Genomic DNA, 22,832 nt, shown 5'->3' with positions numbered 1-22,832 from the left:
TTACCTCAGCTTCAGTGTGGCAAGGCCGATCAGGGCCAGGACGACCGATATGATCCAGAACCGGATGACCACCTGGCTTTCGGTCCAGCCCTGAATTTCGAAATGGTGGTGGATCGGCGCCATTCGAAACACACGCTTTCCGGTGAGTTTGAAGGACATCACCTGAACGATCACCGAGACCGCTTCCAGAACGAACAGGCCACCGATGATTGCCAGAACAATCTCGTGCTTGGTCGCAACCGCAATCGCGCCAATCATTCCGCCGAGCGCCAGAGATCCGGTGTCACCCATGAAGATGGCCGCAGGAGGTGCGTTGAACCACAGGAAGCCAAGACCAGCACCGATCACCGCACCGCAGATGACGGCGAGTTCACCGGTACCGGCCACATGGTGGATCTGCAGATAATTTGCAAACACCGCGTTGCCGGAGAGGTAAGCGATCAATCCGAAAGAAGCGCAAGCGATCATAACCGGTACGATGGCCAAACCGTCGAGGCCATCAGTCAGGTTCACCGCATTGCCTGCTCCAACCATGACGAAGGCCGCAAACGGAATGAAAATAAGGCCGAGATTGAGCGTGAAGTCTTTGAAGAACGGGAATGTCAGCGCTCCGGAGAACGATGTCGTGTCGAGCACTGTAACGGTAAAGGCCGCAGTTGCGGCAATCAGGAACTCAAGGCCCAAACGCGCCTTGCCACCGAACCCCTTGTGCGAGGACTTCGTGACCTTCAGGTAGTCGTCGTAAAACCCGATCATCCCGAAGCCGACGGTCACACCGATCACGACCCAGACATACGGATTGCTCAAGTCAGCCCATAGGAGCGCAGCCACCAAAGCACCGGACAGGATCATCAGTCCACCCATAGTGGGCGTTCCTTTTTTGGACAGGTGGCTTTCCGGGCCATCGGCACGGATCGGCTGACCATGTCCCTGCCGGATCCGAAGGCTCGCGATAATCTTTGGCCCAAACAGAAAGACAAAGAACAGGGCCGTCATGATCGCCCCGCCTGTCCGGAATGTGATGTACCGGAAAACGTTCAGAGCAGAGATTTGGTCGGCGAACTGGCCGAGAAAATAAAACATCAGCTATCCTTCACGCCGCTTCGATGTCGTCTGCAGGCGGATATTCTTTTTTCAAGGCTTCGACAAGCGGGCCCATGCGGGTTCCCAAAGAACCTTTGATCATCACGACATCACCGGGCTGCACGTCTTTCAGTAACAGCTCGATCAGGTCTTTGGCTTCTTCGCGGTGATGGGCCTTTGCATCGTCCGGCAATTTATCCCAGAGTGCAGCCATGTGCGGGCCGGCGCAGAAGACCCTGTCAATCGCAGCATCACGGATCGGGCCGGCGAGCTCTGCATGAAGCTGGTCGGCATCGGTACCGAGTTCGCGCATATCGCCAATAACCGCAATCCGCCGCCCGGAGCCGCCAGGTGTGGCTTGCGCCAAAACCGAAAAAGCCGCGCGCATCGACGCCGGGTTGGCGTTGTAGCTCTCGTCAATCAGCTGCACTTCGCCGCCACCAACGGACAAACGGCATTGCTCACCGCGGCCCTTGGGTGCAGTCATACCGCCGAGCGCGGCAGCGCCTTCCTGCAGATCCGCGCCCAGATCGGCCACCGCGGTTAAAACCGCCAGGCTGTTCTGCACATGGTGCGCACCCGGGGCACCAATTCCGTAAGACACGTCCTGCCCGAGGATCGAGGCTTCCACACTCGTGCCGTCGTCCGTTGCCACAGCCATTTTCAGGTGACTGTCTTCTGAACCGCTTTGCCCAAATGTCTGAACATTGCGCACGGCAGCGGTTGCCGCCAAAAACCGGAGAAGATCGTATTGCTTGTTGTCCCGATTGAGGATCGCAACGCCATCCGGCTCCAGACCATTGAAGATTTCCGCCTTCGCCTGGGCGATCTTCTCAACAGATTCGAAGAACTCGATATGAACCGCTTCGACGGTGGTGATGATCGCGACATGCGGCCGAACCATCTGTACCAGCGGCGTGATTTCACCTGCGTGGTTCATGCCGATTTCAAAGACGCCAAAATCCGTATCGGCGGGCATTCGCGCCAGCGTGAGCGGGACGCCCCAGTGGTTGTTGAACGAGGCAACCGATGCATGAACCTTGCCGGAGGGCGCAAGCGCCAGACGAAGGGCTTCCTTCGTCCCTGTTTTGCCAACCGATCCGGTAACCGCGACAATGCGGGCATTGGTGCGGGCTCGCGCGGCAACACCAAGTGCGCGCATGGCTTCGAGCGGATCATCAACAACGACATAACGCCCGTCATCGGGCAAATCACCGAGGCTGTCTTCGGCAACAAGCGCCAACGACGCTCCTGCCTCTAGCGCGGCCGCAACATAATCATGGCCATCGAGCCGATCACCTTTGATGGCGATGAACGCATCACCCGGCTCAAGAGTTCGGCTGTCGATGGAAATACCGGTTATGTGCGCGCCCACGTCCCCTTTGGCGGTTCCGCCACAGGCATCGATAAAGGCCTCAGATGTCCAAAGCGGGTCGCTCATTTTTCTCCCAGTTGATTTATAGCGTGGCGCACAGAGTCGTGATCAGAGAAAGGAATCACTGTGTCGCCAACAATCTGGCCGGTTTCGTGACCTTTTCCGGCAACGCACAGGATATCGCCTGATTTCAGGCGCCGGATGCCTTCGGCAATTGCTTCTGCGCGATCTCCGATCTCAGTGCCACCCGGCGCACCTGCAAGAACGGCCTTGCGAATGGTCGCCGGGTCTTCCGATCTCGGGTTGTCATCGGTCACTATGACCAAATCTGCGTGACGCGCTGCCGCTTCGCCCATCAGGGGACGCTTGCCGGGATCCCGGTCACCACCGGCGCCCACCACAACAGAGAGGATCCCTTCGGCAAACGGCTTTAGTGCCGCCAACGCTTTGTCGAGAGCGTCCGGCTTGTGGGCGTAATCAACGAAGACCATGCCACCAGCCGGAGTTGTCCCGGCCAGCTCCAAGCGGCCTGGAGCACCTTTCAGGTTCTCAAGAGCGCGTAGTGCAGCGCCGGTATCTATTCCGGCAGTAATCGCAAGACCTGCAGCAATCAAAGCGTTCGAAACCTGAAACCGGCCAATGAGTGGAAGGGTCACCTTGTACTCGCCGCGCGAGGTCTCGACGGTCAAAAGCTGCCCGGCACCGCTCGGCCTCAAGCCGGTCAGCTTGAGATCCTTGCCCGCCTCGCCAACCGTGAAAACCGGCAATCCACGCTCTTCGGCAATGGCCAATACGCGATCTGTATACTTTTCACCCGGATCTACAACAACATGACCGCCGGCCGGGAGAAGCTCACTGAAGAGACGCAGCTTGGCTTGCAGGTAATCCTCGATGGTCGGGTGATAATCCATGTGATCCCGTCCAAGGTTAGTGAAGGCTGCTGCTGTCAGCCGGACACCATCAAGGCGATACTGATCAAGGCCGTGGGACGAGGCTTCCAAAGCGGCATAGCGAATACCTTCAGTCGCAAGGTCTGCCAGATCCTTTTGAAGCTGCACCGGGTCCGGCGTTGTCAGCCCGCCGTAACTTTCGCCATCCGGCTTAATGATGCCCAAGGTGCCAAGACTGGCCGCCGGATGGCCTGCAGCTTGAAAGATCTGACGCACGAAATGGGCGACCGATGTCTTTCCCGCGGTACCCGTGACGGCAACAATCGTATCCGGCTGACGGCCATAGAAACGCGCAGCCATCTTCGCAAAGGTCAGGCGCGGCTCATCGGCACTGAGTACTGCGGTTGTTTGCGGAACTAGCGCACGAACAGCCTCGGCAGCATCGGTTGCGCACAGAACAGCGACTGCACCCGCTTCGACAGCTTTGGGAACGAACTGAACGCCATCAACCGTGGAGCCCTTGAAGGCAGCAAAGAGAAAACCTGGCTGGACCATACGGCTGTCCGCCGTCAGTCCTTCTATGGAAAGGCCATTTGCCGTGTCCGGCAAATCCATGCCGTCGGCTAAATGCTCAAGGTGCATAACATCCGATCATCCGGTTCGTGCATCGTCATTCTCGTGAAGCTTAAAACCGGACCGGATTTCGGCTGCGACCCCGCCGGACCAGTTCGCTTCTTTTATGTCTCCTTAATAGGAAATCTCGATCGGTTCATCCCCTTTGCCAAAGCGCGGCATCACACCGAGCATCGGTGCTGCGCGGCGAATGATCGCCCCGGTCGTGGGAGCTGTGTTCAAACCGGCGGTCGCGCCAATGCCTTCCCGCTCCGATTTCGGCTCATCAAGAACAACCAGAACCACGTATCTCGGATCGTCCATCGGGAAGGCCGAAAGGAAGGAGTTGCGCCGCTTGTTCGACACATAAACACCATTTTCGATCTTCTCCGCTGTCCCGGTCTTGCCGCCGACGGTGTAGCCTGGAACATCGGCCCGGCGCCCGGAACCGGACAAAACATTGAGGCGGAAGAGATACCGCATCATGCGGCTGACTTCCGGTGAAATCACTTGCTTCTTCAGCGTCTTAACTTCTTCCTGTGTCCGAGGCACAAAGGTCGGTGGCAACAAGGAGCCACCGTTGACCATAGCCGCGGCGGCCACTGCTGTTTGCATCGGCGTTACCGACAAGCCGTGACCGAAGGAGATGGTCATCGCGGCCAATTCATTCCATTTCGGCGGCAACAGGGGAGCTGCGTTTTCGGGCAATTCCGTCTGCAATCGCTTCGTCAGATGCAACCGCTCCATGAATTCCTTCTGGCGCGCGACCCCGGTCGCCAGCATCATTTTTGCGGTGCCGATGTTGGAAGAATAAATGAAGATTTCCGGCACGGACAGGATGCGGTTTTTCCCGTGGAAATCGGTGATCGTCCGGCCTGCAGCGCGCAGAGGGCGGGTCGCATCGAAGCTGTCATTGATCGTAACAGCCCCCGAATCCAATGCCATGGCAGTCGTGAACGCCTTGAACACGGAGCCCATTTCAAAGACACCGCCGGTCGCCCGGTTCAACCGGTCCTTTTCCAGAGCTTCGGATCTGTCGTTCGGATCGTAGTCCGGCAGGGACGACATTGCGACGACTTCGCCAGTCTTTGCATCCAGCACGATCCCGGCGGCCGCGATGGCCCGATAGCGCTCCATTGCCTTGACCAATTCATCGCGTACGACGTGCTGGACCCTGAGATCTACGGACAGGCGCACCGGCTCCATGGTGCGGCCAGAGGCAAACCCGATCGACTGAAGATCACGCAACCATTGATCGTCGACATATTTTTCAATCCCGCTAAGACCCTGATTGTCGACATTCACTGCGCCGACGATGTGGCCCGCGGTCGGGCCGCCTGGGTAAAAGCGCTGGTTTTCAGACAGGAAACCGATACCGGGCAAACCAAGGTCATGCACCTGCTCTGCCTTATCCGGTGTCATTTCCCGCTTCAACCAGACAAATCCGGCGCCGCTCTCAAGGCGGCGGCGAACAAGCGCCTCATCCAGATCGGGCAAGATACGGGTGAGCCCTTCGACTGCTTCGTCAACGTCGAGAATACGGCGCGGCTCAGCATAAAGGGACGCGGTCTTGATGTCGGTGGCAAGGATCTCACCATTGCGGTCGATGAGATCTGGACGGGAGGCGGCCACAGAATCCTGGGCGGAAATCCAGGCCCGGGACGGCGCCTCATCCATCTGGGCAAGATAGATCAACCGGCCACCGATGGCCGCATAAACACAGGCAAAAGCAAGCATGGCAAGATAAACGCGCGACTTGACCGCACTCGACGAAACCGAGCTGCGCGCCGCCCTCGGCTGGGTTCGCCGAACCTGGAGAAAGCTCGCTGGTTCTGTTGCCAATGTCATTGCCCCTAAGCCCCTACCTGATCATCGCCGAAGAACCGGCATATCCGCCCATCTGGTCAGCCCCGCCAATCGGCTCCAGAGTCACCGGCCTTGCCGGAAGTTCATCCGGCATGACGATCTGCCGGACTTCCAATGCTTCGAGTTGAAGATACTCGTTGTAGCGCTCGACAAGGTTCTGCAGCCGTTCCGGCTTGTTCAGAACACTCCACTCGGCGCGCAAGTGGCGGATTGCATTCCGCTCTTCGTCGATTTGCCGCTGCAGCTCCGCAACCTTCGCAGCGGACCTCGTTGCCGCCATCTTCAGGTCGTAAACGGTTGCCGCACCGATCACGACGGCCACGATGAAAAGGATGTTGAGCACCCGAACCATGTCAGCCCCCTAGTCCATGAAACGCAGCAAGGCGCGGCACACCGGCGGCATGAATGTCGAGCTCGCGCGCCGGAGCCTCTGTCCGCCGCCCTGCCCTCAGCTTCGCAGAGCGCGCCCGCGGGTTTGCATCCGTTTCCATGTCGCGCGCCTCGACCGCCTTGCGCGTGAGATTTTCAAAAGTTGCCGGCGGAACCTCTTCCTCCGGCATATGACGTGACCCGCCACCCCGTGTTTTTGTCCGGTCCTGGAAGAACCGTTTGACGATGCGGTCCTCAAGCGAGTGAAAACTCACCAAAACCAGGCGGCCACCCGGCTTCAGGATGCGTTCAGCAGCGCCCAGCGCCTGAGCGGCCTGATGCAATTCACCGTTCACATAGATCCGCAGCGCCTGAAATGTCCGTGTCGCCGGATGGATCTGCGCTTTTTTTGGAGAGCGCCCGAGGACTTTCTCGATCAGATTTGCAAGCTCAAGTGTGCGGCTGAACGGCTTTTCCTTGCGCGCATTGTCGATCGCATGCGCGACGGACGGCGCCCGCTTTTCTTCGCCCAAAAGCCCGATGATGCGGATTAGGTCCCGGACGGGCAACTCGTTGACCACGTCAGCAGCAGACGGCCCGGCTTGCTCCATGCGCATATCCAAAGGACCGTCACGCAGGAACGAAAACCCGCGTTCGGCCTGATCCAGCTGCATGGAGGAAACGCCGAGGTCGAGAACCACACCATCAACGCCTTGAAATCCGCTCGCGCGCGCATGAATTTCCAGATCCGCGAACTGACCCGGCACCAGGATCAGCCGGCCACCGGACTGGGCAACGAGTTCCTGACCACCGGCAATTGCATCGGGATCACGGTCGATCCCGACCACCGTTGCGCCGCGTTCCAAAAGCTTGCGCGAGTAACCACCAGCCCCAAACGTGCCGTCAACCATGACCTCGCCCGGCTGAGGGTCGAGCCATTCCAGAACCTCGTTAAGAAGAACCGGCACATGACGCTCTGGTCCGCCAGCAGCAAGATCATCCGTCTTGTCGCCGAGCGCCATCATACCGGCTCTCCTTGCGAGGGTGCCGGGAGTTGCCCCGACAGCATTGCGAGTGCGCGCTTCTGGGCCTCTGCGCGATACTCGCGGAACTGCTCTGGTTCCCAGATCTGAAACTTGTAATCCATACCGACAAACGTGACGGTGTCGGAGAGGCCGGCATGGTCGCGGATCATGTCGGAGAGGGTCATACGGCCATCTCCATCGATCTTGATGATTTCGCTGGCACCGAACAGCGCTGCTGCGAGCATGTCATGATCGGGTGTGAGCTTGGCAAACTGCTGGGCGCGGTTCTGAATTTCAGCCACGAGCTGATTGCCTCCGGCGTCGACCGCCGCGCAATGCGCAGATGAAATACAGTAAAGCCCTTCAAACCCATCTCTCGCCAATACCGCGCGGAAGGGTGCCGGGATCGACACGCGACCCTTGGCATCCAGCCGGTTGGTAAAATGCGAAACAAAGCCGGCCATACATCCCCGCTACGGACCCCCGTCCGCGCAATCCCCGAAACAACCCAAAAAAGAAGGAAACGGCCCTACCTGTCAGAACATGCAAATTGCAACGGCAGCTCTTGCCAGCTCGTTAAGTCATGTCCTGAGCCCGTCGAACATGGGCCCGCGCTCCCCATTCTGGGTAAATATGGGATACCATGGGAAATCATGGGCGGTCAATGGAATCTCATGGATTCCTGCAGGATTTGATCGCACACGACCCCGTCGAGCGAAGGTAACGCCAACATGCTTAATGAAGCCTTGACAGAATAGTAGAATCGGAGTCGCAGAAATACGGAGGGTCCGCGCTCCAGCCGTCGGTGCGTGATGTCACCATCCCCAGTTTTCAAAGACTTGTGGATACAAAAAACGCCGCGGAAAATCCGCGGCGTAAGTTTGAGCATGCGCTCTTTGCGGCGCTCAAACCGCTGAGGGTCAGGAACCAGCTATTTCACAGCAGAAAGTCTGTGTTGCCGAGGGCCTGCAGCTGATCGGCCACGCCGCCCGCATCTGTGACGACCGTATTCCAGTCTGCAGCGGTCAGGTTGGCAAGAGACAGATCTTCAGCCTGGATATCTTCCAGCACATAGGTGTGCCCACCATTGTTCTGAACGGTGATTGTCAGATCGGTTCCGACCTCCTGGAGCGAGATGTCATTGACTGACAAGCTGCTGAAATCCAAAAGATCTTCAGAGGCATCAAAGTTAAGCACGGAGACTTCCCGCCCCCAATCCCACGTGATTGCCACCGTATCGGTACCCGATCCAAGGTTGATCGTATCCGAAGTGGACGGAATGACCGTTGTGGCGGGCGGCGCCGGAACCTCCGAAGTGTCTGATGTATCGGGCGCGTCCGGTGTATCCGGGGTTTCGGTTCCTGATACGGCACCCACACCTTCACGGACCTGGAACCCGTCTGTGCCTTGGCCTGCCGGCGCTTCCGGCGTCAGCAACGCTTCCCGCGACACCAACGACACATCGTTCTGATCAATCCCGAACGGGGCTTCCAGATTGTCTTCCATCACCTGATCGAAATGGAACTCCAGATTGCCCGGAATGAGATCTGCTTTTTGAACGCCAGTGAAGGTGAAGCTTTGACCACTCGGCAGAACACTGATGACCATTCCATTCGGTGTATCCTCAACGCTCAAGCGTTCACGCGTGCCGAAATGGAGGAAACTGATCTTCTGTGTTGCTGGATCAAACCCGTTGATCACTTCGGCCTGCCCATATTCATGAGAGCGGATGTAGACCGTGTCGCCATCCCGCGGGCCGATGCCCTTTTCCCAGGAAAGAACGCCGCCGAGGTCCTGACGCAGGTGCTCGTTGCCGACCACGCCAAAGTTCTCAATGGTGAGATCCGCGAGTTGCACCCCCTGCAGGATCTGCATGTCCGGCCCCCACGGATTGTCGACGATCGGCTCACCGTTCGGGGTCATGTTCAAGATCAGGCCATGAACCGAAGCATTGCCGAAATCGAGCTGATCCGCGGCCGGGTTAAAGCCGACGATATCATCCTTGCCAAACTCCGCGGCCCATTTGACGCCGCCGAGATCACTCGCTCCGGTCGGAACCGGTGTGTTGGACCCGTCAGCATCGTAGATCACATCGAACCCGCCGGTGTCCGGCGTTTCGATGGATTGGCCTAAAAGGCTTGCAACCTCATTGAGCGCAGATTCTTCGGCAACCATGAAATTGTTCATCGTCATCTCAGATAGAGACACGCCCGTCAGCACCGTTGTGTTGGCAACCTCGCCGGTAGCCGTGTAGACGACGACTGTCAGACCGTTTGCCGTGTCCTGAATCTCAAGGCGTTCCGCGATGACACCGGCTTCAAGATGAAGCATGTCCCCACCCCCCGGATCAAAATCCGTGATGACACGGGACGGGCTGTTCGGCATGATCATGATCATCTGTGCCCCGTCCGGCATGTCAGGCATATCCGGCATGTCAGGCATATCCGGCATGTCAGGCATATCAGGATTGTCAGGCATATCAGGATTGTCCGGCGTATCCGGTGTACCTGGTCCGGAAACCGTTCCAACTTGCGACAGGATTTCCTGACCGGTTTCCGTGCTTTGAATTGTGAAGTTCGACGCTGACAGATCGCTCAAGGTTACGCCTTGGAGTGTCACGGTCTGATTGTTCGATGCCATCGTGAAAATCACGTTGCCATTGACTTCCGTGACATCGATCGCTTCCGGCCCAAACCAGTCGATGAAAATGGTGTCACTTTGTGGGTTGAAGTTGGACACGACACGATCCGTGCCCCACGCCCATGTGATCACAACCGATGCATTGGCCGCAGTGACCCCCGCGGTTCCGTTCCAGCTGCCCGGCTCGATGGGCGGGGCCGGTGTGGGATCAACCGGGGCCGGGTCAACGGGATCTGGATCGACCGGATCAGGGTCGACCGGGACCTCGGGATCCGGATCAACAGGATCTGGATCCACCGGCACTTCGGGATCGGGCGCTTCGCTATCCTGACCGATCAAACCGAAAATCTTGCTGGCTGTCCCAGAATCCAGAACAGTAAAATTGGACGGGCTGAGATCAGACAACTGCACCCCTTGAAGGGTTGTGGTCTGATTGTTTGACGGGACAGCAAACACAACACCATTTGCCGTTTGGGTAATTGTGAGATCGGCCGCACCGATCCAATCAACGAAGATGGTGCCAGTTGCCGGATCGAAGATCGACACAACCGCATCCTGTCCCCAAGACCATGTGATCACGACATCCGCAGAGTCCTCGTCGACGTCAGCCGATCCGTTGTCTCCGTTTCCAGGCGTCCCCGGGGTGCCTGGTGTTCCAGGCGTGCCACCGTCTGGCGTTCCAAGTCCTTCGTCCCCGGTTAGGCGGCTCTCATAGAAAGCGATTGCCTCGGCAACGGTCGGAGCATCGAAGCCACCGAACTGCTCCATATATTGCAGAATGGACGTACCGTATTCATCGGTGCTGACCGCCCCGCTCTGCAGAAGGGACGCCGTCCCCCAAGCACCGCGCAAATGCGCTGCAGCCATGATCCCGGTCAATGTCAGTTCAACCGTTACAGTCTGGCCGTTCTGCGAGTAAGTCGCGGTCTGGCCAATATAGTCGCTCAGCGATTGGCCACTGTTTGCGAGCTGGTTTTCGATGACCTGCAGATTGTACCCAAAGGCTTCCTGGATCGCGACATCCTGGGCGGCCTTGGTTGTGAAGTCCGTAAAGGAGTTCACACCGTTCTTGCCGGTCCAGGTCCCATCCCAGGTGTTGGTGGCCGCACCGTTCCCATAAAACACCGTGTCGTCGTAGTAGCCGAGATCGATGAGCAGCGCTTCACCGAACTGGAAGCCAACAAACCCAAGCGAGTTTTGAGACTGGTAGGCCATCGCCTCCCATTCGGCATCTGTCAGCTGAGACCAGCTCGAATACTGCGGAAACCGGTCTTGCACCGGGCCGCCAGCCCATTGATCAAGCTGCCAATCCTGAATGACACCAGAGTCGTAACGCTCTCGGTCCCATCCCGATTCAAATGCCAGCAATGCGGACAAGAAGTCTTGATATGTTCCGGCCATTTGTTCCCTGCCTTGTGAGTACATAACGATCTCAAACTAGGCAGCAAATTGGCGTGAATCATGGGCGTAAAATTAAATAGTAGAGGTATTATTGTGGCGAATATTTCATTATTTGGCAATTTTGGGGCAATGATTACTTGGTAAAACTGATCATAACACTTGAGAACAGATTTCATTCCCGAGAAGTTCGAAATTTATTTGGCTATCGGCTGCATCAGCAGAACACACGGCTGCGAGCGGTTGCCTTTGGGGACTCTCCGAAGCGCTTCTTATAGGCAACGGAGAACCGCCCAAGATGACGGTGCCCTGATAGTTCGGCGACGTCGCTGACAGGGAGGTCGCCATTTCGGGCAAGCAACAAATGACGGGCCAGGTTCAGGCGGCACTTCTGCAAATATTGAACAGGTGTCAGGCCCATTTCGCGTTTGAAGACCAGCTGCAAGTTGCGCGGAGTGGTTCCGGCATGATTGCTAAGCTCTATCAGACTGATATCTTCCCTCATCCGGTCATGGATCATATCAACGGCCCGCTTCAGGATGGCAGGTCCGGACTTTTGCGTTTCATGGGAGAGCAAGACGGAAGCCGTGTTCTCTTGCACCTCAAGCAGAGAAACGATCAGTTCTTCTTCGAGATACAGTTGGGACGTGCGGTGTTCTGATCCAAACAGCTCTCCATTTTCCGCAGCATGAACCAGCCCCCACAGTTTGCGCATCCATTGGTGTGCTTCCGGTCGTCTCAGACGAAATTCCGGCGCAAATCGCAAACGGGCGCCCAAGTCCATACCCGTGATCCTTGAGGCCACGTCGTCCACAAACTGCCGATCAATCTGAACCAGCAACTGCTCGCAACCCGAATGCCAGCGCATCACCGTATGGCGGTCAGGATTGAGGATGGAAGCTGTCTGCGGGTTTGACGCCACGGCCTGGCAGCCGTTGGTGATTTCGGCAGCACCGCTAAGCGGGATCTGGATCAGAAAAAACCGGGTCAGCTCGCCAGGCTCAATCGTCACGTCGCCGCCATAGCGAAGGTAATTGAGCGAGACATGCTCTCCGGAAACCCGGTGCTGGCAGGCATCAAACCTGTCATCGGAGGATTGCCGCTCCAGCTTGTGACTGCAGAAATGACGCGCAACGATGTCCCGGGCCGCATCAACATCGAAGGTCTGAAAGCGGCGGAAGTCACTCAGCGGTGGGGGCCTTTGCGGTTGAGCCATCATCTTCGAATGATGCCTCCGGCTTTACCGCAGGATCAAGCGTTCTCGCTGCTGCAATGCGGCATTTCGCAGCTCTTATCAAACTAATTTCGCAATCTGGATAAAATGTCCGGGACTTTCAGCGTTAGCCTGATCCTGTCTTGAAAGAGAGGGGACACAAAATGCAAAACGGAGCCGGGATCACCGCATCCAAAGACGGGCTCGACGGCGTCAGCTGGAACGTTGTTGGCCACACTTACACACCCAAGGTCCATAGCACCAACGCCTTCATCTGGCACGCTGTGGTGCCGTCGGACACGTTCGTACCGCCGCACATTCACCCGACCCAGGACGAATGGATCGTGATGCTGGAGGGGGAACTGGAGGTCGAAATGGGTGGCAACGTCCATACGGCAGGTCCAGGCGACACGGTGCGCATGCCCATGGGCGAAGCCCACGGCATCTTCAATCGGTCCGGCAAGACCGCGACCTGCGTCTTCGGTGTCGCGCCAGCGCGAAAGCTCTTCGATTTGTTTGATGCCTTGAACGGTGTCACGGATCCAGAAGAACTCGTGCGCCTGTCTGCCCTGCACGAAGTCGATTTCCTTCCCCCGCCCGATCAGGCCTGATCGCCGCGCATTCTGGAGGGGAAGACATGACAAAACGGAAAACAGTCGCCGTCATTGGTGGCGGCGTGAGCGGTCTTGCGGCTGCCAAAGCCTTCGACGAACGCGGTCATCGTGTTCTCGGGTTTGAACGAAGCCACGATTTCGGCGGCGTTTGGGAACTGTCCAGGTCCTATCCGGATGTGCAGACCCAGTCGCCTAAGGATCTTTACCGGTTCACCGATTTGCCAATGCCGGACGACTACCCGGAATGGCCGAAAGGTCCTCAGGTTCATGCCTATGTCCAAGCCTATGCGAAGAAGCACAATCTGGCGCGTTTGTTCCGGCTGAACACGACAGTTCTGTCGATGGACCGGCGCACAGACGGGCAGTCCGGCTGGACGCTGACCCTGGCGGCGGCGGACAAGACCTGGACCCAGGATTTTGACTTTGTCGCTGTGTGCACGGGGCAGTTCTCAGACAAAAACATCATCTCCCATCCGGGACAGGATGTGTTTGTTCAGACTGGCGGACAGGTCATGCACAGCTCTGACTACACCGACAGCAACTTAGCGGCCGGCAAAAACGTTGTCGTGCTAGGCGGTTCAAAATCAGCCACGGACATTGCGGTCAATGCGGCCAAGAATGGCGCAAAGTCCGTCACGCTTGTTTACCGCGACCCGGTTTGGCGTGTGCCGTATTTCATCGGCGGCATCAACTTCAAGCGGCTGTTGTACATGCGGGCGCAGGAGCTGCAGTTTAACGGCTGGAACCCATCGATCACCGGCAAGATCCTGTCGGCGCTGTTCAAGCCGCTCATCTGGGCCAACTTCCGCGGCTTGGAAATGATGCTCAAAACCCAGCTGAAGCTAAAGAAGTGGGACATGGTGCCGAAAGTCCCAATCGAGAAGGACGCGTCCTGTTCCCTGCCGATCGTAACGCCCGGTCTGTTCGAGGGCTTTGAAAGTGGGGCCATCAAGCCGGTCCGGGGAACCATCGACCACTACGAAAACGGCCATGCTGTTTTGACCACCGGGGACCGGGTGCCCTGTGATGTTTCGGTTCTTGCTGTTGGCTGGAAACTGGGCGTGCCTTATCTCACAAAAGAGTATCAGGACAAGCTGATCGAGCCGGATGGGCAATACCGTGTCTATCGCCTGTCGGTGAACCCGGATCTGCCTGACATGGGCTTTGTCGGTTTCAATTCCAGCTTCTGTACGATCCTGTCGGCGGAAATGATTGCAAACTGGCTGGTGCGCTTCGCAGACGGCCAGCTGGCAAATCAGCCAACTGATCAGGAGATGCGGCAAAACATCGACATGATGCTCGATTGGCGGCGCAAGGAGCGGCCCGCCGCACAGGTCTATGGCGGCCTGTGTTCGGCCCCCTTCCACTTCCGCCACTTTGATGAGCTGCTGGCGGATATGGGCGCCACAAAGACCAAACGATCCAATCCGCTTGCCGAACAGTTCTCCTATCCAAATGCGGATGCTTATGGCGGGTATCTCGCCAGCACGCCGCAATACATGGCTGGATAGGGTAAAGGAATAATGCCAGCCGGCCTATAAGCCGGGTTCTGTATGGCCCACGCCAATCCGAAGATCTGCGCGGACGTGACAGCCATTCATCTGGGACGCCTGTTGCCAGACGCCTCACGCAACCAACCCGGACAACTGGCCTGGAAACCGGCCTGGGCCCTGGATTGCTCCAGGGTCCGCGTTGTCCCTATTCGGTCTTGCTCCCGGTGGGGTTTACCGTGCCGCCGCTGTTACCAGAGGCGCGGTGGGCTCTTACCCCACCCTTTCACCCTTACCCCGGCAAAGCCGGAGCGGTTTGCTTTCTGTGGCACTTTCCCTAAGGTCGCCCTCGCCGGGCGTTACCCGGCACCGTGTCTCCATGGAGCCCGGACTTTCCTCCCCCGCGGCCTTTCGGCACTTGCGGCAGCGGCTGTCCGGCCGACTGGCGCTCCGGGACTTAAGTTGCTTTTAGAACAAGGTCAAGCAACCCCTCACGCAATCCCCGCCTCTCCATCAAACCGTATCGAACAACCTGCAGATACGAGGCATGAACAAGCCGTATTAGTGCACAAAGTCGAAGACCGTTCTACCGAATGACCGTAAGAGCATTCATCATCACGGCCTCTCACCAGACCAACACGTTTTCTTGACCCAATCCGAAATTGGCCGAATTTAGCCATTCAGAGCAACAAATCTATTTTTGACTACTGAGTACAGAATACCTATCTGTGGTCTGGCAATCGCGCCACTTGATGGAGAATTCAATGACTGACTTTCAATTGCACACCAAAGAAACAGCCCCGGAAGGCGGCGCTGAACTTCTGGAAAGATCTGAAAAGGCATTTGGCCGGATTCCGGGCTTGCACGCCGTGATGTCTGAATCGCCGCAACACCTTGAGGCCTATCAAAAGCTTCATGAGCTGTTCCAGCAGACCAGCCTCTCAACGGTCGAACAAAACGTCGTCTGGTTGACCATCAACGTCGAGCACGAGTGCCACTACTGTGTTCCGGCTCACACTGGAATTGCACACATGCAAAAAGTGCCGCAGGACGTGATTGATGCGCTGCGCGACAACACACCGCTGGCGGATCCGCGTCTGGAAGCCCTTCGCGACTTCACGCTGAAGGTTGTGCGTCAACGCGGGCATGTCAGTGACGCCGATGTTCAAACCTTCCTTGATGCCGGCTTCACCAAACGCAATGTGCTCGATATCATTCTTGGGCTGGCCCAGAAGGTCATGTCGAACTATGTCAATCACTTGGCAGAAACGCCGGTCGACAAGGTGTTCGAAAAATTTGCATGGACACCACCGGCCCGCGAAGCTGCAGAATAATCCCGTGCCCGGCCGGTATTTTGTCGGCCGGGCCGCAACCTGATGATTGGGTATGGCAGGAAGACCGAAGAGTTTTGATGAAGATGCCGCAATGAACGCGTTTGTCGACGTGTTCTGGACAAAGGGCTATGGCGGAACATCTGTAGACGACCTTCAGTCGGCTGTCGGCATCAAGCGCGGCAGTTTCTATGCGTCGTTCGGCAGCAAGGACGACGTCTTCCAAACCGTGATGGACCGATACTGGAGTGGTGTCACGGAACCGGGCCTGTCCAATCTGGAACGAGCAGCAACAGCGCTTGAGGGCGTTGCAAGTTTTTTGCGGCACGTCGGGCGTTTCATGTCGGAAAACCCGTTCCGCGGGTGTTTACTGCTGTCATCCGCAGGCACAAGTACGTCCAAGATTGAAGCGTCTGAAGCCGTTTCGGAGCGTATGGCACAGTTGGAAGCCCGGCTCACCGAACGCCTGCTTACCGATCCAGACCTCTCTTTGGACCGTTCACGCGAGTTGGCAGCTTATGTTCTGACCATACTACTTGGTCTCAATGCCATGGCGCGTACGGGACACGATGGCAGTTCGATCCAGTCTGCGGCCGAATGTGCGGCCCAGTCTCTGAATGCTCTGTCCCAGAAGCCTTGACCACTCCAAGCCCAGACTTGTCATATCATTCAGGCCAGTAGCGCTGGTGCGTCGCACAATCTTCATTTGCAAGGCCGGACGAAACCGGTAACCTTCGAGCAACCAAACAAGCTCGCGGGGACGCATTTATGAAACATGCGGTCAAGGCGGCGGAAGCTGCCGAAATGATACCGGACGGCTCTTCATTGCTGATCGGCGGCTTTATGGGTGTCGGAACGCCGCATCGGCTGATAGATGCACTGGTCGCACGCGGTGCCAAAGACATGATCGTGATCGCCAACGACACGGCCATGCCGGGCAAAGGCATCGGCAAGCTGGTCACCTCCGGCTGTGTGTCCAAAGTGATCGCTTCGCATATCGGCCTCAATCCTGAAACACAGCAGAAGATGATTTCCGGAGAGATCGAGGTGGATCTCGTTCCTCAAGGCACGCTGGTGGAGCGGATCCGTGCTGCCGGTGTTGGACTTGGCGGTATTCTGACCCCCACTGGCATCGGAACATTGGTAGAAGACGGCAAGCAAACCGTTACGGTCAACGGCAAGGACTATCTCCTGGAAGAACCGCTTGGCGGGGATTTTGCGCTGATTGCCGCGCATCAGGCCGATTATGTCGGCAACCTCGAATATTCGCTGACCGCGCATAACTTCAACCCAATCATGGCCATGGCCGGTGCGACCGTGATTGCCGAACCCCAAACGATCGTCCCGGTCGGCGTCATTTCGCCGGATTCCGTCAAGACCCCGGGAATTCTGGTGGATCACCTGTTGGAGAGGGCTCACTGATGGATGCCAAGGAAATCATCGCCCGCCGGGTTGCGCAGGAAATCCAGCCGGACACGCTGGTCAATCTCGGGATCGGCCTGCCCTCAATGGTCGCCAACTATCTGCCGAAAGAAGTGCACGTCTTCTTCCAGGCGGAAAATGGTGTGATCGGGCTAGGAGCACGGCCACCCGAAGGCATGGAGGATCCCGACCTCACAGATGCAGGCGGTGGGTTCGTCACCGCGGTTCCGGGCGCAGCCTCCATTGACAGCGCCATGAGTTTCGGCCTGATCCGCGGAGGCCATCTCGACACGACTGTACTCGGCGGTCTTCAGGTCGATGAACGGGGTTTTCTGGCAAACTGGATGATCCCGGGAAAGATGGTGCCGGGCATGGGCGGCGCAATGGACCTGGTCGCCGGTGCAAAGAACGTGATCGTTGCCATGGTTCATACCGCGAAGGGCAAACCGAAGATCCTTCACGAATGCCAGTTGCCGCTGACAGCCCAGCGCCGGGTCAGCCTGATCGTCACGGAAATGGCCGTGATTGAACCAACAGAAGATGGACTTCTCCTGAAAGAAGTCGGGCCAGGTGCCAGCGTCGATGATGTCATTTCGGCAACAGAAGCCAGCCTGATCATTCGGGGCGACGTGCCGCAAATGAAGCTCGCCTGAACAACCAACTGCCGCCCTGGACGGCAACACGACTAGACATCGGCGGCGTTGCAGTCCAGGTCAGGGTTATAGGTATATCTTCAGATGCGAGGCGGCTCGGAACACCCCTAAATTCGGGGCATGATTCAATCCGTGATAACCGTCCTTGGCGGGCTCGGCCTGTTTCTTATGGGCATGCACCTCATGACCCGGGGATTGCGCCAGCTCGCGGGAAACCGGCTCCGCCAGTACATTCAAAACTCAACAAGTACGCCCGCAACCGGCGCCCTCTCCGGCGCACTGGCAACAGCCTTGTTGCAGTCTTCAAGTGCGACCACCGTCGCGACCGTTGGTTTCGTCAGTGCAGGGCTGATGACGTTTCCGCAGGCCCTTGGCGTCATCTTCGGGGCAAACATCGGCACCACGATTACGGGCTGGATGGTCGCCCTCCTCGGCTTCAAGCTCAAGATCGGCCTGCTCGCGCAGCCTTTGATCTTTTTCGGTGTTCTTTTGCAGCTTTTCGGCCGTGGCCGCTGGCAACCATTCGGGTTGGCCATTGCCGGGTTTGGCCTTCTGTTCGTCGGCATTGATACATTGACCCAGGGCTTTTCCATTCTGGAAGGCCGGATCACTCCGGATGATTTTCCCGGCGACACCTTTCTTGGACGCGTTCAACTGGTCCTGATCGGAGTGGTGATTACGCTCATCACCCAATCCTCAAGCGCAGGTGTTGCAACAGCACTGGCAGCCCTGACGATTGGAGCAATTTCCTTCCCGCAGGCTGCCGCCCTTGTCATTGGGATGGACGTTGGAACCACAGCGACCGCAGCGCTCGCAACCGTCGGCGGATCGGTCGCATCCCGCCGCACAGGATTTGCGCACGTCGTTTATAATCTGATGACCGGTTTGATCGCGTTTTGCCTCCTTGTTCCGCTTGGCTGGCTCTACGCGGCCGCAGGGCCGCACATAGACCCCCAGATTGCGCTGGTCGGTTTCCATACAGTGTTTAATCTCATCGGTGTCTTGGCTGTCGTTGGCGTGACAAAGCACTTCGCGCGGTTGATAATCTGGCTAATCCCGTCCAAGGGAGAAGACCCGGCCGAGCGGTTGGATGATCGCCTCTTGAAAGACCCGGAAGCCGCTTTGGATGCCGCGCGCGCAGCCCTGCAAGACCAGGCGAAACTGCTATTAGAAGCGGTCTCAGATGTGCTTGGGTCGGAGCCAAGGGAAATACCGCCGGTTTCTATTGATGCCTTTGAACAGACGAACACATCGATGCGGTCCTATTTGGATCGCATTAAGACCGGGCCGGAAGATCCGGCCGCCAATACAGACCACATTCACCTCCTGCACGCACTGGATCATATGGACCGGCTGACCGACCGGCTCCGCCAGAGCGACCGGATCGAGACGATCCGAACAACAGAGCACCTCTCCCGTTTCGGACATCAGCTTTCCGGCCTCTCGGGACGTTTCAATGACGCTAACGTGGACCCTGCCCTTCCCGCCGAATTTGATGCGCTTCGGCAGGCATTTCGAGAAGAACGCCGGCTCACCCGGGAAAACACCTTGAACCAGGCCGCCAACGATCAGATTGGTCTGGAAGAGGCCATCGCCCGTGTCGACAGTATCCGCTGGCTGCATCGGTCCACCTATCATCTATGGCGGATCTCGGTGCATCTCGTGGATGGAAGGAACGGCGAGGCTCCCAAGACCGACGCGCGTCTTGAGATGGAGTTGGATAAAACCTGACCACATATCCGATCTGGCTTCAGCCTCGGCGCACGCTCAATTGGTCGGACAACGCCCGAACGCCGCCACGAATTTGATCCTCCGTTGCCCCGGCAAATCCGATAATCAATCCAGGCTCAGGTGCTGCATCCAGATAACAGACGGACAATGGTGAGACGGAAAAACCGCGGGCTTGCATGCCGCGCGCGACCTTCCGATCATCCAAGTCTTCGTTAAAGCGGACAGTCACCTGCACGTTGCCGAGCGGCGGCTCGACAGACACGGCATTGCCCAGTTCTTCTTTGAGCGCCACGACGAGGTCGTTGCCCCGTTGTTGGTAGACGGACCGGATACGTTTCAGGTGCGCCCGGTAATGCCCGCTGTCGATGAAGTCGGCGAGCGCGATCTGGGCATGCACATTGGCCAGCTGCCCCATGTTCCGGAAAACACCCGCCAAAGGACCACTCAGGTCCTCCGGCACAACGGCATAAGACACCCGAAGCCCCGGCAACAGGCTCTTTGAAAAGGTGCCGAGATAGATCACCTCTCCCCCCCCTGCGAGCCCTTGAAGAGCGGCAACCGGGCGGCCTTCGAACAGAAACTCGCTGTCGTAATCATCTTCGAGAATTGTCGCGCCCATGCGGGACGCATTCTCGATCAAGGCGAGCCGCCGGGCGAGCGGCAACCGGGCCCCGAACGGATACTGATGAGAGGGGGTGACATAGATCAGCCGTGGGTGTGGGCTTTCATTCTCGAGGCCATCCGGCAGAACCCCATACTCATCCACCGGCAAACCCCGGATGTTCAATCCTGCCCCATGAAAGGCTGTCCGCGCACCCATATAGCCCGGGTCCTCAATCCAGGCCGTATCGCCAGGATCTGAGAGAGCCTGGGAAATGCCCGCAAGCGCCGCCTGCATTGAGGGAACGATCAGGATCTGGACCGCTGTTGCCCGGACGCCGCGCTCACTTGCGAGATAGTCCGCAAGGATCGCTTTCAAAGCCGGATAACCCGATGGATGCTGATAGAGCAGATCGGACGACCGAACTGTTCGCACAGCTCTGCGCAAACAGCGTGCCCAGTTTTCATAGGGAAAGATATCCAATGCAGGCGCACCCGGCTGCAGCGCTTCATGGCGCTGACCCCAGCTGTCGCCACGCAGGTTCCTCGCGAGCTGGTTCCCCCGTTTGGAAAGCCCGCGCAGAGGCACAGTGTTGCCGCTTTGTATTTTGGCGCCTTCAGGTAAGGTGCCGCCAACAATTACTGGCGCAACGCCTACGCTCACCTCTACGATCCCTTCTGCCTTTAACAGCTCATAGGCCGTGTTGACCGTGTTCCGCGAGATACCTTGCTGCTGCGCAAAACTGCGGGACGATGGCAAACGCATGCCCGCTTTCAAGCGCCCCTGCCCGACCGCCTCGCGCAACGCTCTGTAAATCTGCTGGCTTAGTGGAACAGACGATGACCGGTCCAGGTCACAGACACCTTCGAGCAGTTCTGGTACTTTCATTTTTTCAAAACCGGACCTTTCTATGGAGCCAGATTATCGATCATAACCGGCATACACAAGAACGCGATCCGAGAAGAACACGATGAAACACGAAAAACCCGATCTGCCCCCCTACGCCAAAATCCGGCAAATGAACCGGGGCGGGTACGACAAGGATCTGGCAAACGAAATTCTGGATGCCGGTCTCGTCGGGCACTGCGGCTTCATCCATGAAGGCCGCCCAATGGTCATCCCGATGGTCTACGCACGCATCGACGACAAGCTCTACATTCATGGGGCCAGCACCACCCGGATTATCAAGGATAACAAGGCCGGTGTCCCTGCAAGCCTTGAGGTAACCCTGTTGGACGGTCTGGTGTTTGGCCGATCCGCTTTCCATCACTCCATGAACTTCCGGTGCGTGATCGTTCATGGCACCGCGCGTCTCGTCGAAGATCTTGAGGAAAAGAATATCGCCCTTGCGGCCATTACAGATCACATGGCTCCGGGCCGGTGGGCGGAATGCCGCGAGATGTTGCAAAAGGAACTGAAAGCCACCGGTGTGTTGGTTCTCGATGTGGAGCACGTGAGTACCAAGGTACGGACAGGCCCTCCGGTCGACGATCCGATTGATGTCGGCACGGACATCTGGGCCGGAATAGTTCCAGTCGCGACAGGTTTCGGCCAGCCCTATGCCGCAGCGGATGTGCCGGACGACATAGAGCCTCCCGCCTCCATACGGGCAGCACGGCAGAAATTCGCCTGATCTACAGGCCAAAAAAGAAAAACCCCGCTGCGCCTGCAACGGGGTTTTAAATGCCCACGAGTGACCGCCCTGTCACAAGTTAGCTGGACGCTAGGATCCGCTGCACTTTCTTGCAATAACGGCGGCTGATCGGGTTCATCCGCTTAGCATAGTGACCAGCGTTGTAGCGCAGAATGGTTCCGCACAGATCGCCGTTGGCCCGATCATGTGCGCCTGCGAGGTATTTCATTCCCCATTCGAGATTGGTTTCTGGGTGGTAGAGCGCCTTTGTAGATCCGCGATAGCCCATACCGCGCGCTGTCGCCGGCTTGATTTGCATCAGGCCGACTTCGCCGGCAGCCCCGCGTGCCCGTGAATTGAAGTTGCTCTCAACCTCGACAACCGCCTTTGCGATCTTGATCGGCACGCCGTGCTTTTTGGCTGCCTTGCGGATGAGAGACGCATATTTGTCTTTGCGGGGACTTCCCGTCTTAGTGGCTTTGGCGCCTGAGGAAAGCGATGCAACACTGCGGTTGCCACCGTATTCATTGAGCACAGTCCGCGGATCAGCAGCGATGGCTTGCGCCGGGATCATGAGAGTTTGGGCGAAAACACACAGCGCCCCAGTAGCTATTTTAATCGACCGTAACATTCGTCCAGCCCGTTTGGTTATTGGTGAAAGATTTTCGGAGCGGAGGAATGACCGAGCTATGGGACGAAATTTTGCACTGCAAAATCACGAATTATTACAATATATTTCAGAATTTTACTGATTTGTGCATCGCAACATCAGAAGAGTCTGCAGTTTGTGTCAGAGCTGTGACACATCGCAGACCAAACCGGGGCACAGTTGTGCAAATTGTGCCCGGCACTTTCATCAAGGATTAACGGACGGAAATGGGCCTCA

The 22,832-nt window shown here is 57.5% G+C and carries 19 protein-coding genes and 1 other RNA gene; 8 read left to right on the top strand and 12 right to left on the bottom strand.

The features are described from left to right. The 9 genes from mraY to AC0J4F_RS12155 all read right to left on the bottom strand — a co-directional run bounded on the left by mraY (position 1) and on the right by AC0J4F_RS12155 (position 12,477). A complete protein-coding gene (gene mraY, locus AC0J4F_RS12195) occupies positions 1–1,083 on the bottom strand; it encodes a phospho-N-acetylmuramoyl-pentapeptide-transferase (protein ID WP_008189210.1) in 1,083 nt (360 codons plus the stop codon). A gap of 10 nt (positions 1,084–1,093) precedes the next feature. Next, positions 1,094–2,524: a UDP-N-acetylmuramoylalanyl-D-glutamyl-2,6-diaminopimelate--D-alanyl-D-alanine ligase gene (locus AC0J4F_RS12190; RefSeq protein ID WP_473026386.1), complete on the bottom strand. Its 1,431-nt coding sequence runs from the start codon at positions 2,522–2,524 to the stop codon at positions 1,094–1,096. Beyond that, the gene (locus tag AC0J4F_RS12185; RefSeq protein WP_473026385.1) at positions 2,521–3,990 is read right to left on the bottom strand and encodes a UDP-N-acetylmuramoyl-L-alanyl-D-glutamate--2,6-diaminopimelate ligase; all 1,470 of its coding nucleotides are present in this window, start codon (positions 3,988–3,990) and stop codon (positions 2,521–2,523) included. The genes AC0J4F_RS12190 and AC0J4F_RS12185 overlap by 4 nt, the downstream gene beginning before the upstream one ends. A 105-nt stretch (positions 3,991–4,095) precedes the next feature. After that, positions 4,096–5,808: a peptidoglycan D,D-transpeptidase FtsI family protein gene (locus AC0J4F_RS12180; RefSeq protein ID WP_040450860.1), complete on the bottom strand. Its 1,713-nt coding sequence runs from the start codon at positions 5,806–5,808 to the stop codon at positions 4,096–4,098. 13 nt (positions 5,809–5,821) lie between these two features. Then, the gene (gene ftsL / locus AC0J4F_RS12175; RefSeq protein ID WP_473026384.1) at positions 5,822–6,178 is read right to left on the bottom strand and encodes a cell division protein FtsL; all 357 of its coding nucleotides are present in this window, start codon (positions 6,176–6,178) and stop codon (positions 5,822–5,824) included. Between the two features lies 1 nt (position 6,179). Then, positions 6,180–7,220, bottom strand: coding sequence for a 16S rRNA (cytosine(1402)-N(4))-methyltransferase RsmH (gene rsmH, locus AC0J4F_RS12170; protein ID WP_473026383.1), 1,041 nt, complete (start codon positions 7,218–7,220; stop codon positions 6,180–6,182). Then, positions 7,217–7,684, bottom strand: a complete 468-nt coding sequence (locus tag AC0J4F_RS12165) for a division/cell wall cluster transcriptional repressor MraZ (RefSeq protein ID WP_306148994.1) — start codon at positions 7,682–7,684, stop codon at positions 7,217–7,219. Before AC0J4F_RS12165 ends, rsmH begins: the two co-directional genes overlap by 4 nt. A gap of 472 nt (positions 7,685–8,156) precedes the next feature. Next, on the bottom strand, positions 8,157–11,261 hold the full coding sequence (locus AC0J4F_RS12160) for a hypothetical protein (protein ID WP_473026382.1): 3,105 nt from the start codon (positions 11,259–11,261) through the stop codon (positions 8,157–8,159). A 214-nt stretch (positions 11,262–11,475) separates the two neighbouring features. Further along, positions 11,476–12,477, bottom strand: coding sequence for an AraC family transcriptional regulator (locus AC0J4F_RS12155; RefSeq protein WP_208326652.1), 1,002 nt, complete (start codon positions 12,475–12,477; stop codon positions 11,476–11,478). 158 nt (positions 12,478–12,635) lie between these two features. Here AC0J4F_RS12155 and AC0J4F_RS12150 point away from each other — a divergent pair, with 158 nt between their 5' ends. Both AC0J4F_RS12150 and AC0J4F_RS12145 read left to right on the top strand, forming a co-directional pair. Further along, entirely contained in the window at positions 12,636–13,082 is a 447-nt protein-coding gene (locus AC0J4F_RS12150) for a cupin domain-containing protein (RefSeq protein WP_133946271.1), read from the top strand. Between the two features lie 26 nt (positions 13,083–13,108). Then, positions 13,109–14,596: a flavin-containing monooxygenase gene (locus tag AC0J4F_RS12145; protein ID WP_133946269.1), complete on the top strand. Its 1,488-nt coding sequence runs from the start codon at positions 13,109–13,111 to the stop codon at positions 14,594–14,596. 11 nt (positions 14,597–14,607) lie between these two features. On the opposite strand, the gene rnpB is transcribed toward AC0J4F_RS12145, so the two are convergent. Continuing rightward, positions 14,608–15,021: RNase P RNA component class A (gene rnpB / locus AC0J4F_RS12140), an RNA gene on the bottom strand. Between the two features lie 318 nt (positions 15,022–15,339). On the opposite strand from rnpB, the gene AC0J4F_RS12135 reads away from it, so the two are divergent. The 5 genes from AC0J4F_RS12135 to AC0J4F_RS12115 all read left to right on the top strand — a co-directional run bounded on the left by AC0J4F_RS12135 (position 15,340) and on the right by AC0J4F_RS12115 (position 19,712). Beyond that, positions 15,340–15,909, top strand: a complete 570-nt coding sequence (locus tag AC0J4F_RS12135) for a carboxymuconolactone decarboxylase family protein (RefSeq protein ID WP_409692986.1) — start codon at positions 15,340–15,342, stop codon at positions 15,907–15,909. A 52-nt stretch (positions 15,910–15,961) separates the two neighbouring features. After that, positions 15,962–16,546, top strand: coding sequence for a TetR/AcrR family transcriptional regulator (locus tag AC0J4F_RS12130; protein ID WP_473026381.1), 585 nt, complete (start codon positions 15,962–15,964; stop codon positions 16,544–16,546). A gap of 128 nt (positions 16,547–16,674) precedes the next feature. After that, positions 16,675–17,328 carry a CoA transferase subunit A gene (locus AC0J4F_RS12125; RefSeq protein ID WP_209174268.1) on the top strand — a complete coding sequence of 218 codons (654 nt, stop codon included), beginning with the start codon at positions 16,675–16,677 and terminating at the stop codon, positions 17,326–17,328. Then, positions 17,328–17,981, top strand: coding sequence for a 3-oxoacid CoA-transferase subunit B (locus tag AC0J4F_RS12120; RefSeq protein ID WP_473026380.1), 654 nt, complete (start codon positions 17,328–17,330; stop codon positions 17,979–17,981). Before AC0J4F_RS12125 ends, AC0J4F_RS12120 begins: the two co-directional genes overlap by 1 nt. A gap of 132 nt (positions 17,982–18,113) precedes the next feature. After that, positions 18,114–19,712: a Na/Pi cotransporter family protein gene (locus AC0J4F_RS12115; protein WP_473026379.1), complete on the top strand. Its 1,599-nt coding sequence runs from the start codon at positions 18,114–18,116 to the stop codon at positions 19,710–19,712. 19 nt (positions 19,713–19,731) lie between these two features. On the opposite strand, the gene pdxR is transcribed toward AC0J4F_RS12115, so the two are convergent. Continuing rightward, the gene (gene pdxR, locus AC0J4F_RS12110; protein WP_473026378.1) at positions 19,732–21,201 is read right to left on the bottom strand and encodes a MocR-like pyridoxine biosynthesis transcription factor PdxR; all 1,470 of its coding nucleotides are present in this window, start codon (positions 21,199–21,201) and stop codon (positions 19,732–19,734) included. Between the two features lie 82 nt (positions 21,202–21,283). On the opposite strand from pdxR, the gene AC0J4F_RS12105 reads away from it, so the two are divergent. Continuing rightward, a complete protein-coding gene (locus tag AC0J4F_RS12105; RefSeq protein WP_473026377.1) occupies positions 21,284–21,946 on the top strand; it encodes a pyridoxamine 5'-phosphate oxidase family protein in 663 nt (220 codons plus the stop codon). 79 nt (positions 21,947–22,025) lie between these two features. Here AC0J4F_RS12105 and AC0J4F_RS12100 read toward each other — a convergent pair whose 3' ends face one another. Continuing rightward, positions 22,026–22,520, bottom strand: a complete 495-nt coding sequence (locus tag AC0J4F_RS12100; protein WP_055672177.1) for a lytic transglycosylase domain-containing protein — start codon at positions 22,518–22,520, stop codon at positions 22,026–22,028. Positions 22,521–22,832 lie beyond the last annotated feature (312 nt).

The sequence above is a fragment of the Roseibium sp. R5 genome, from assembly GCF_055755305.1.
The sequence above is the reverse complement of the archived record's forward strand: the minus strand, read 5'-3'. Positions and strand labels throughout refer to the sequence as shown.

Bases quoted from the DNA above. Each gene is read 5' to 3' on its own strand.
- AC0J4F_RS12160 (WP_473026382.1), bottom strand. From the start codon at position 11,261: ATGGCCGGAACATATCAAGACTTCTTGTCCGCATTGCTGGCATTTGAA.
- AC0J4F_RS12130 (WP_473026381.1), top strand. From the start codon at position 15,962: ATGGCAGGAAGACCGAAGAGTTTTGATGAAGATGCCGCAATGAACGCG.
- AC0J4F_RS12100 (WP_055672177.1), bottom strand. From the start codon at position 22,520: ATGATCCCGGCGCAAGCCATCGCTGCTGATCCGCGGACTGTGCTCAAT.
- AC0J4F_RS12150 (WP_133946271.1), top strand. From the start codon at position 12,636: ATGCAAAACGGAGCCGGGATCACCGCATCCAAAGACGGGCTCGACGGC.
- AC0J4F_RS12135 (WP_409692986.1), top strand. From the start codon at position 15,340: ATGACTGACTTTCAATTGCACACCAAAGAAACAGCCCCGGAAGGCGGC.
- AC0J4F_RS12145 (WP_133946269.1), top strand. From the start codon at position 13,109: ATGACAAAACGGAAAACAGTCGCCGTCATTGGTGGCGGCGTGAGCGGT.
- AC0J4F_RS12185 (WP_473026385.1), bottom strand. From the start codon at position 3,990: ATGCACCTTGAGCATTTAGCCGACGGCATGGATTTGCCGGACACGGCA.
- AC0J4F_RS12190 (WP_473026386.1), bottom strand. From the start codon at position 2,524: ATGAGCGACCCGCTTTGGACATCTGAGGCCTTTATCGATGCCTGTGGC.
- AC0J4F_RS12125 (WP_209174268.1), top strand. From the start codon at position 16,675: ATGAAACATGCGGTCAAGGCGGCGGAAGCTGCCGAAATGATACCGGAC.
- AC0J4F_RS12155 (WP_208326652.1), bottom strand. From the start codon at position 12,477: ATGATGGCTCAACCGCAAAGGCCCCCACCGCTGAGTGACTTCCGCCGC.
- AC0J4F_RS12180 (WP_040450860.1), bottom strand. From the start codon at position 5,808: ATGACATTGGCAACAGAACCAGCGAGCTTTCTCCAGGTTCGGCGAACC.
- mraY (WP_008189210.1), bottom strand. From the start codon at position 1,083: ATGTTTTATTTTCTCGGCCAGTTCGCCGACCAAATCTCTGCTCTGAAC.
- AC0J4F_RS12105 (WP_473026377.1), top strand. From the start codon at position 21,284: ATGAAACACGAAAAACCCGATCTGCCCCCCTACGCCAAAATCCGGCAA.
- rsmH (WP_473026383.1), bottom strand. From the start codon at position 7,220: ATGATGGCGCTCGGCGACAAGACGGATGATCTTGCTGCTGGCGGACCA.
- pdxR (WP_473026378.1), bottom strand. From the start codon at position 21,201: ATGAAAGTACCAGAACTGCTCGAAGGTGTCTGTGACCTGGACCGGTCA.
- AC0J4F_RS12120 (WP_473026380.1), top strand. From the start codon at position 17,328: ATGGATGCCAAGGAAATCATCGCCCGCCGGGTTGCGCAGGAAATCCAG.
- ftsL (WP_473026384.1), bottom strand. From the start codon at position 6,178: ATGGTTCGGGTGCTCAACATCCTTTTCATCGTGGCCGTCGTGATCGGT.
- AC0J4F_RS12165 (WP_306148994.1), bottom strand. From the start codon at position 7,684: ATGGCCGGCTTTGTTTCGCATTTTACCAACCGGCTGGATGCCAAGGGT.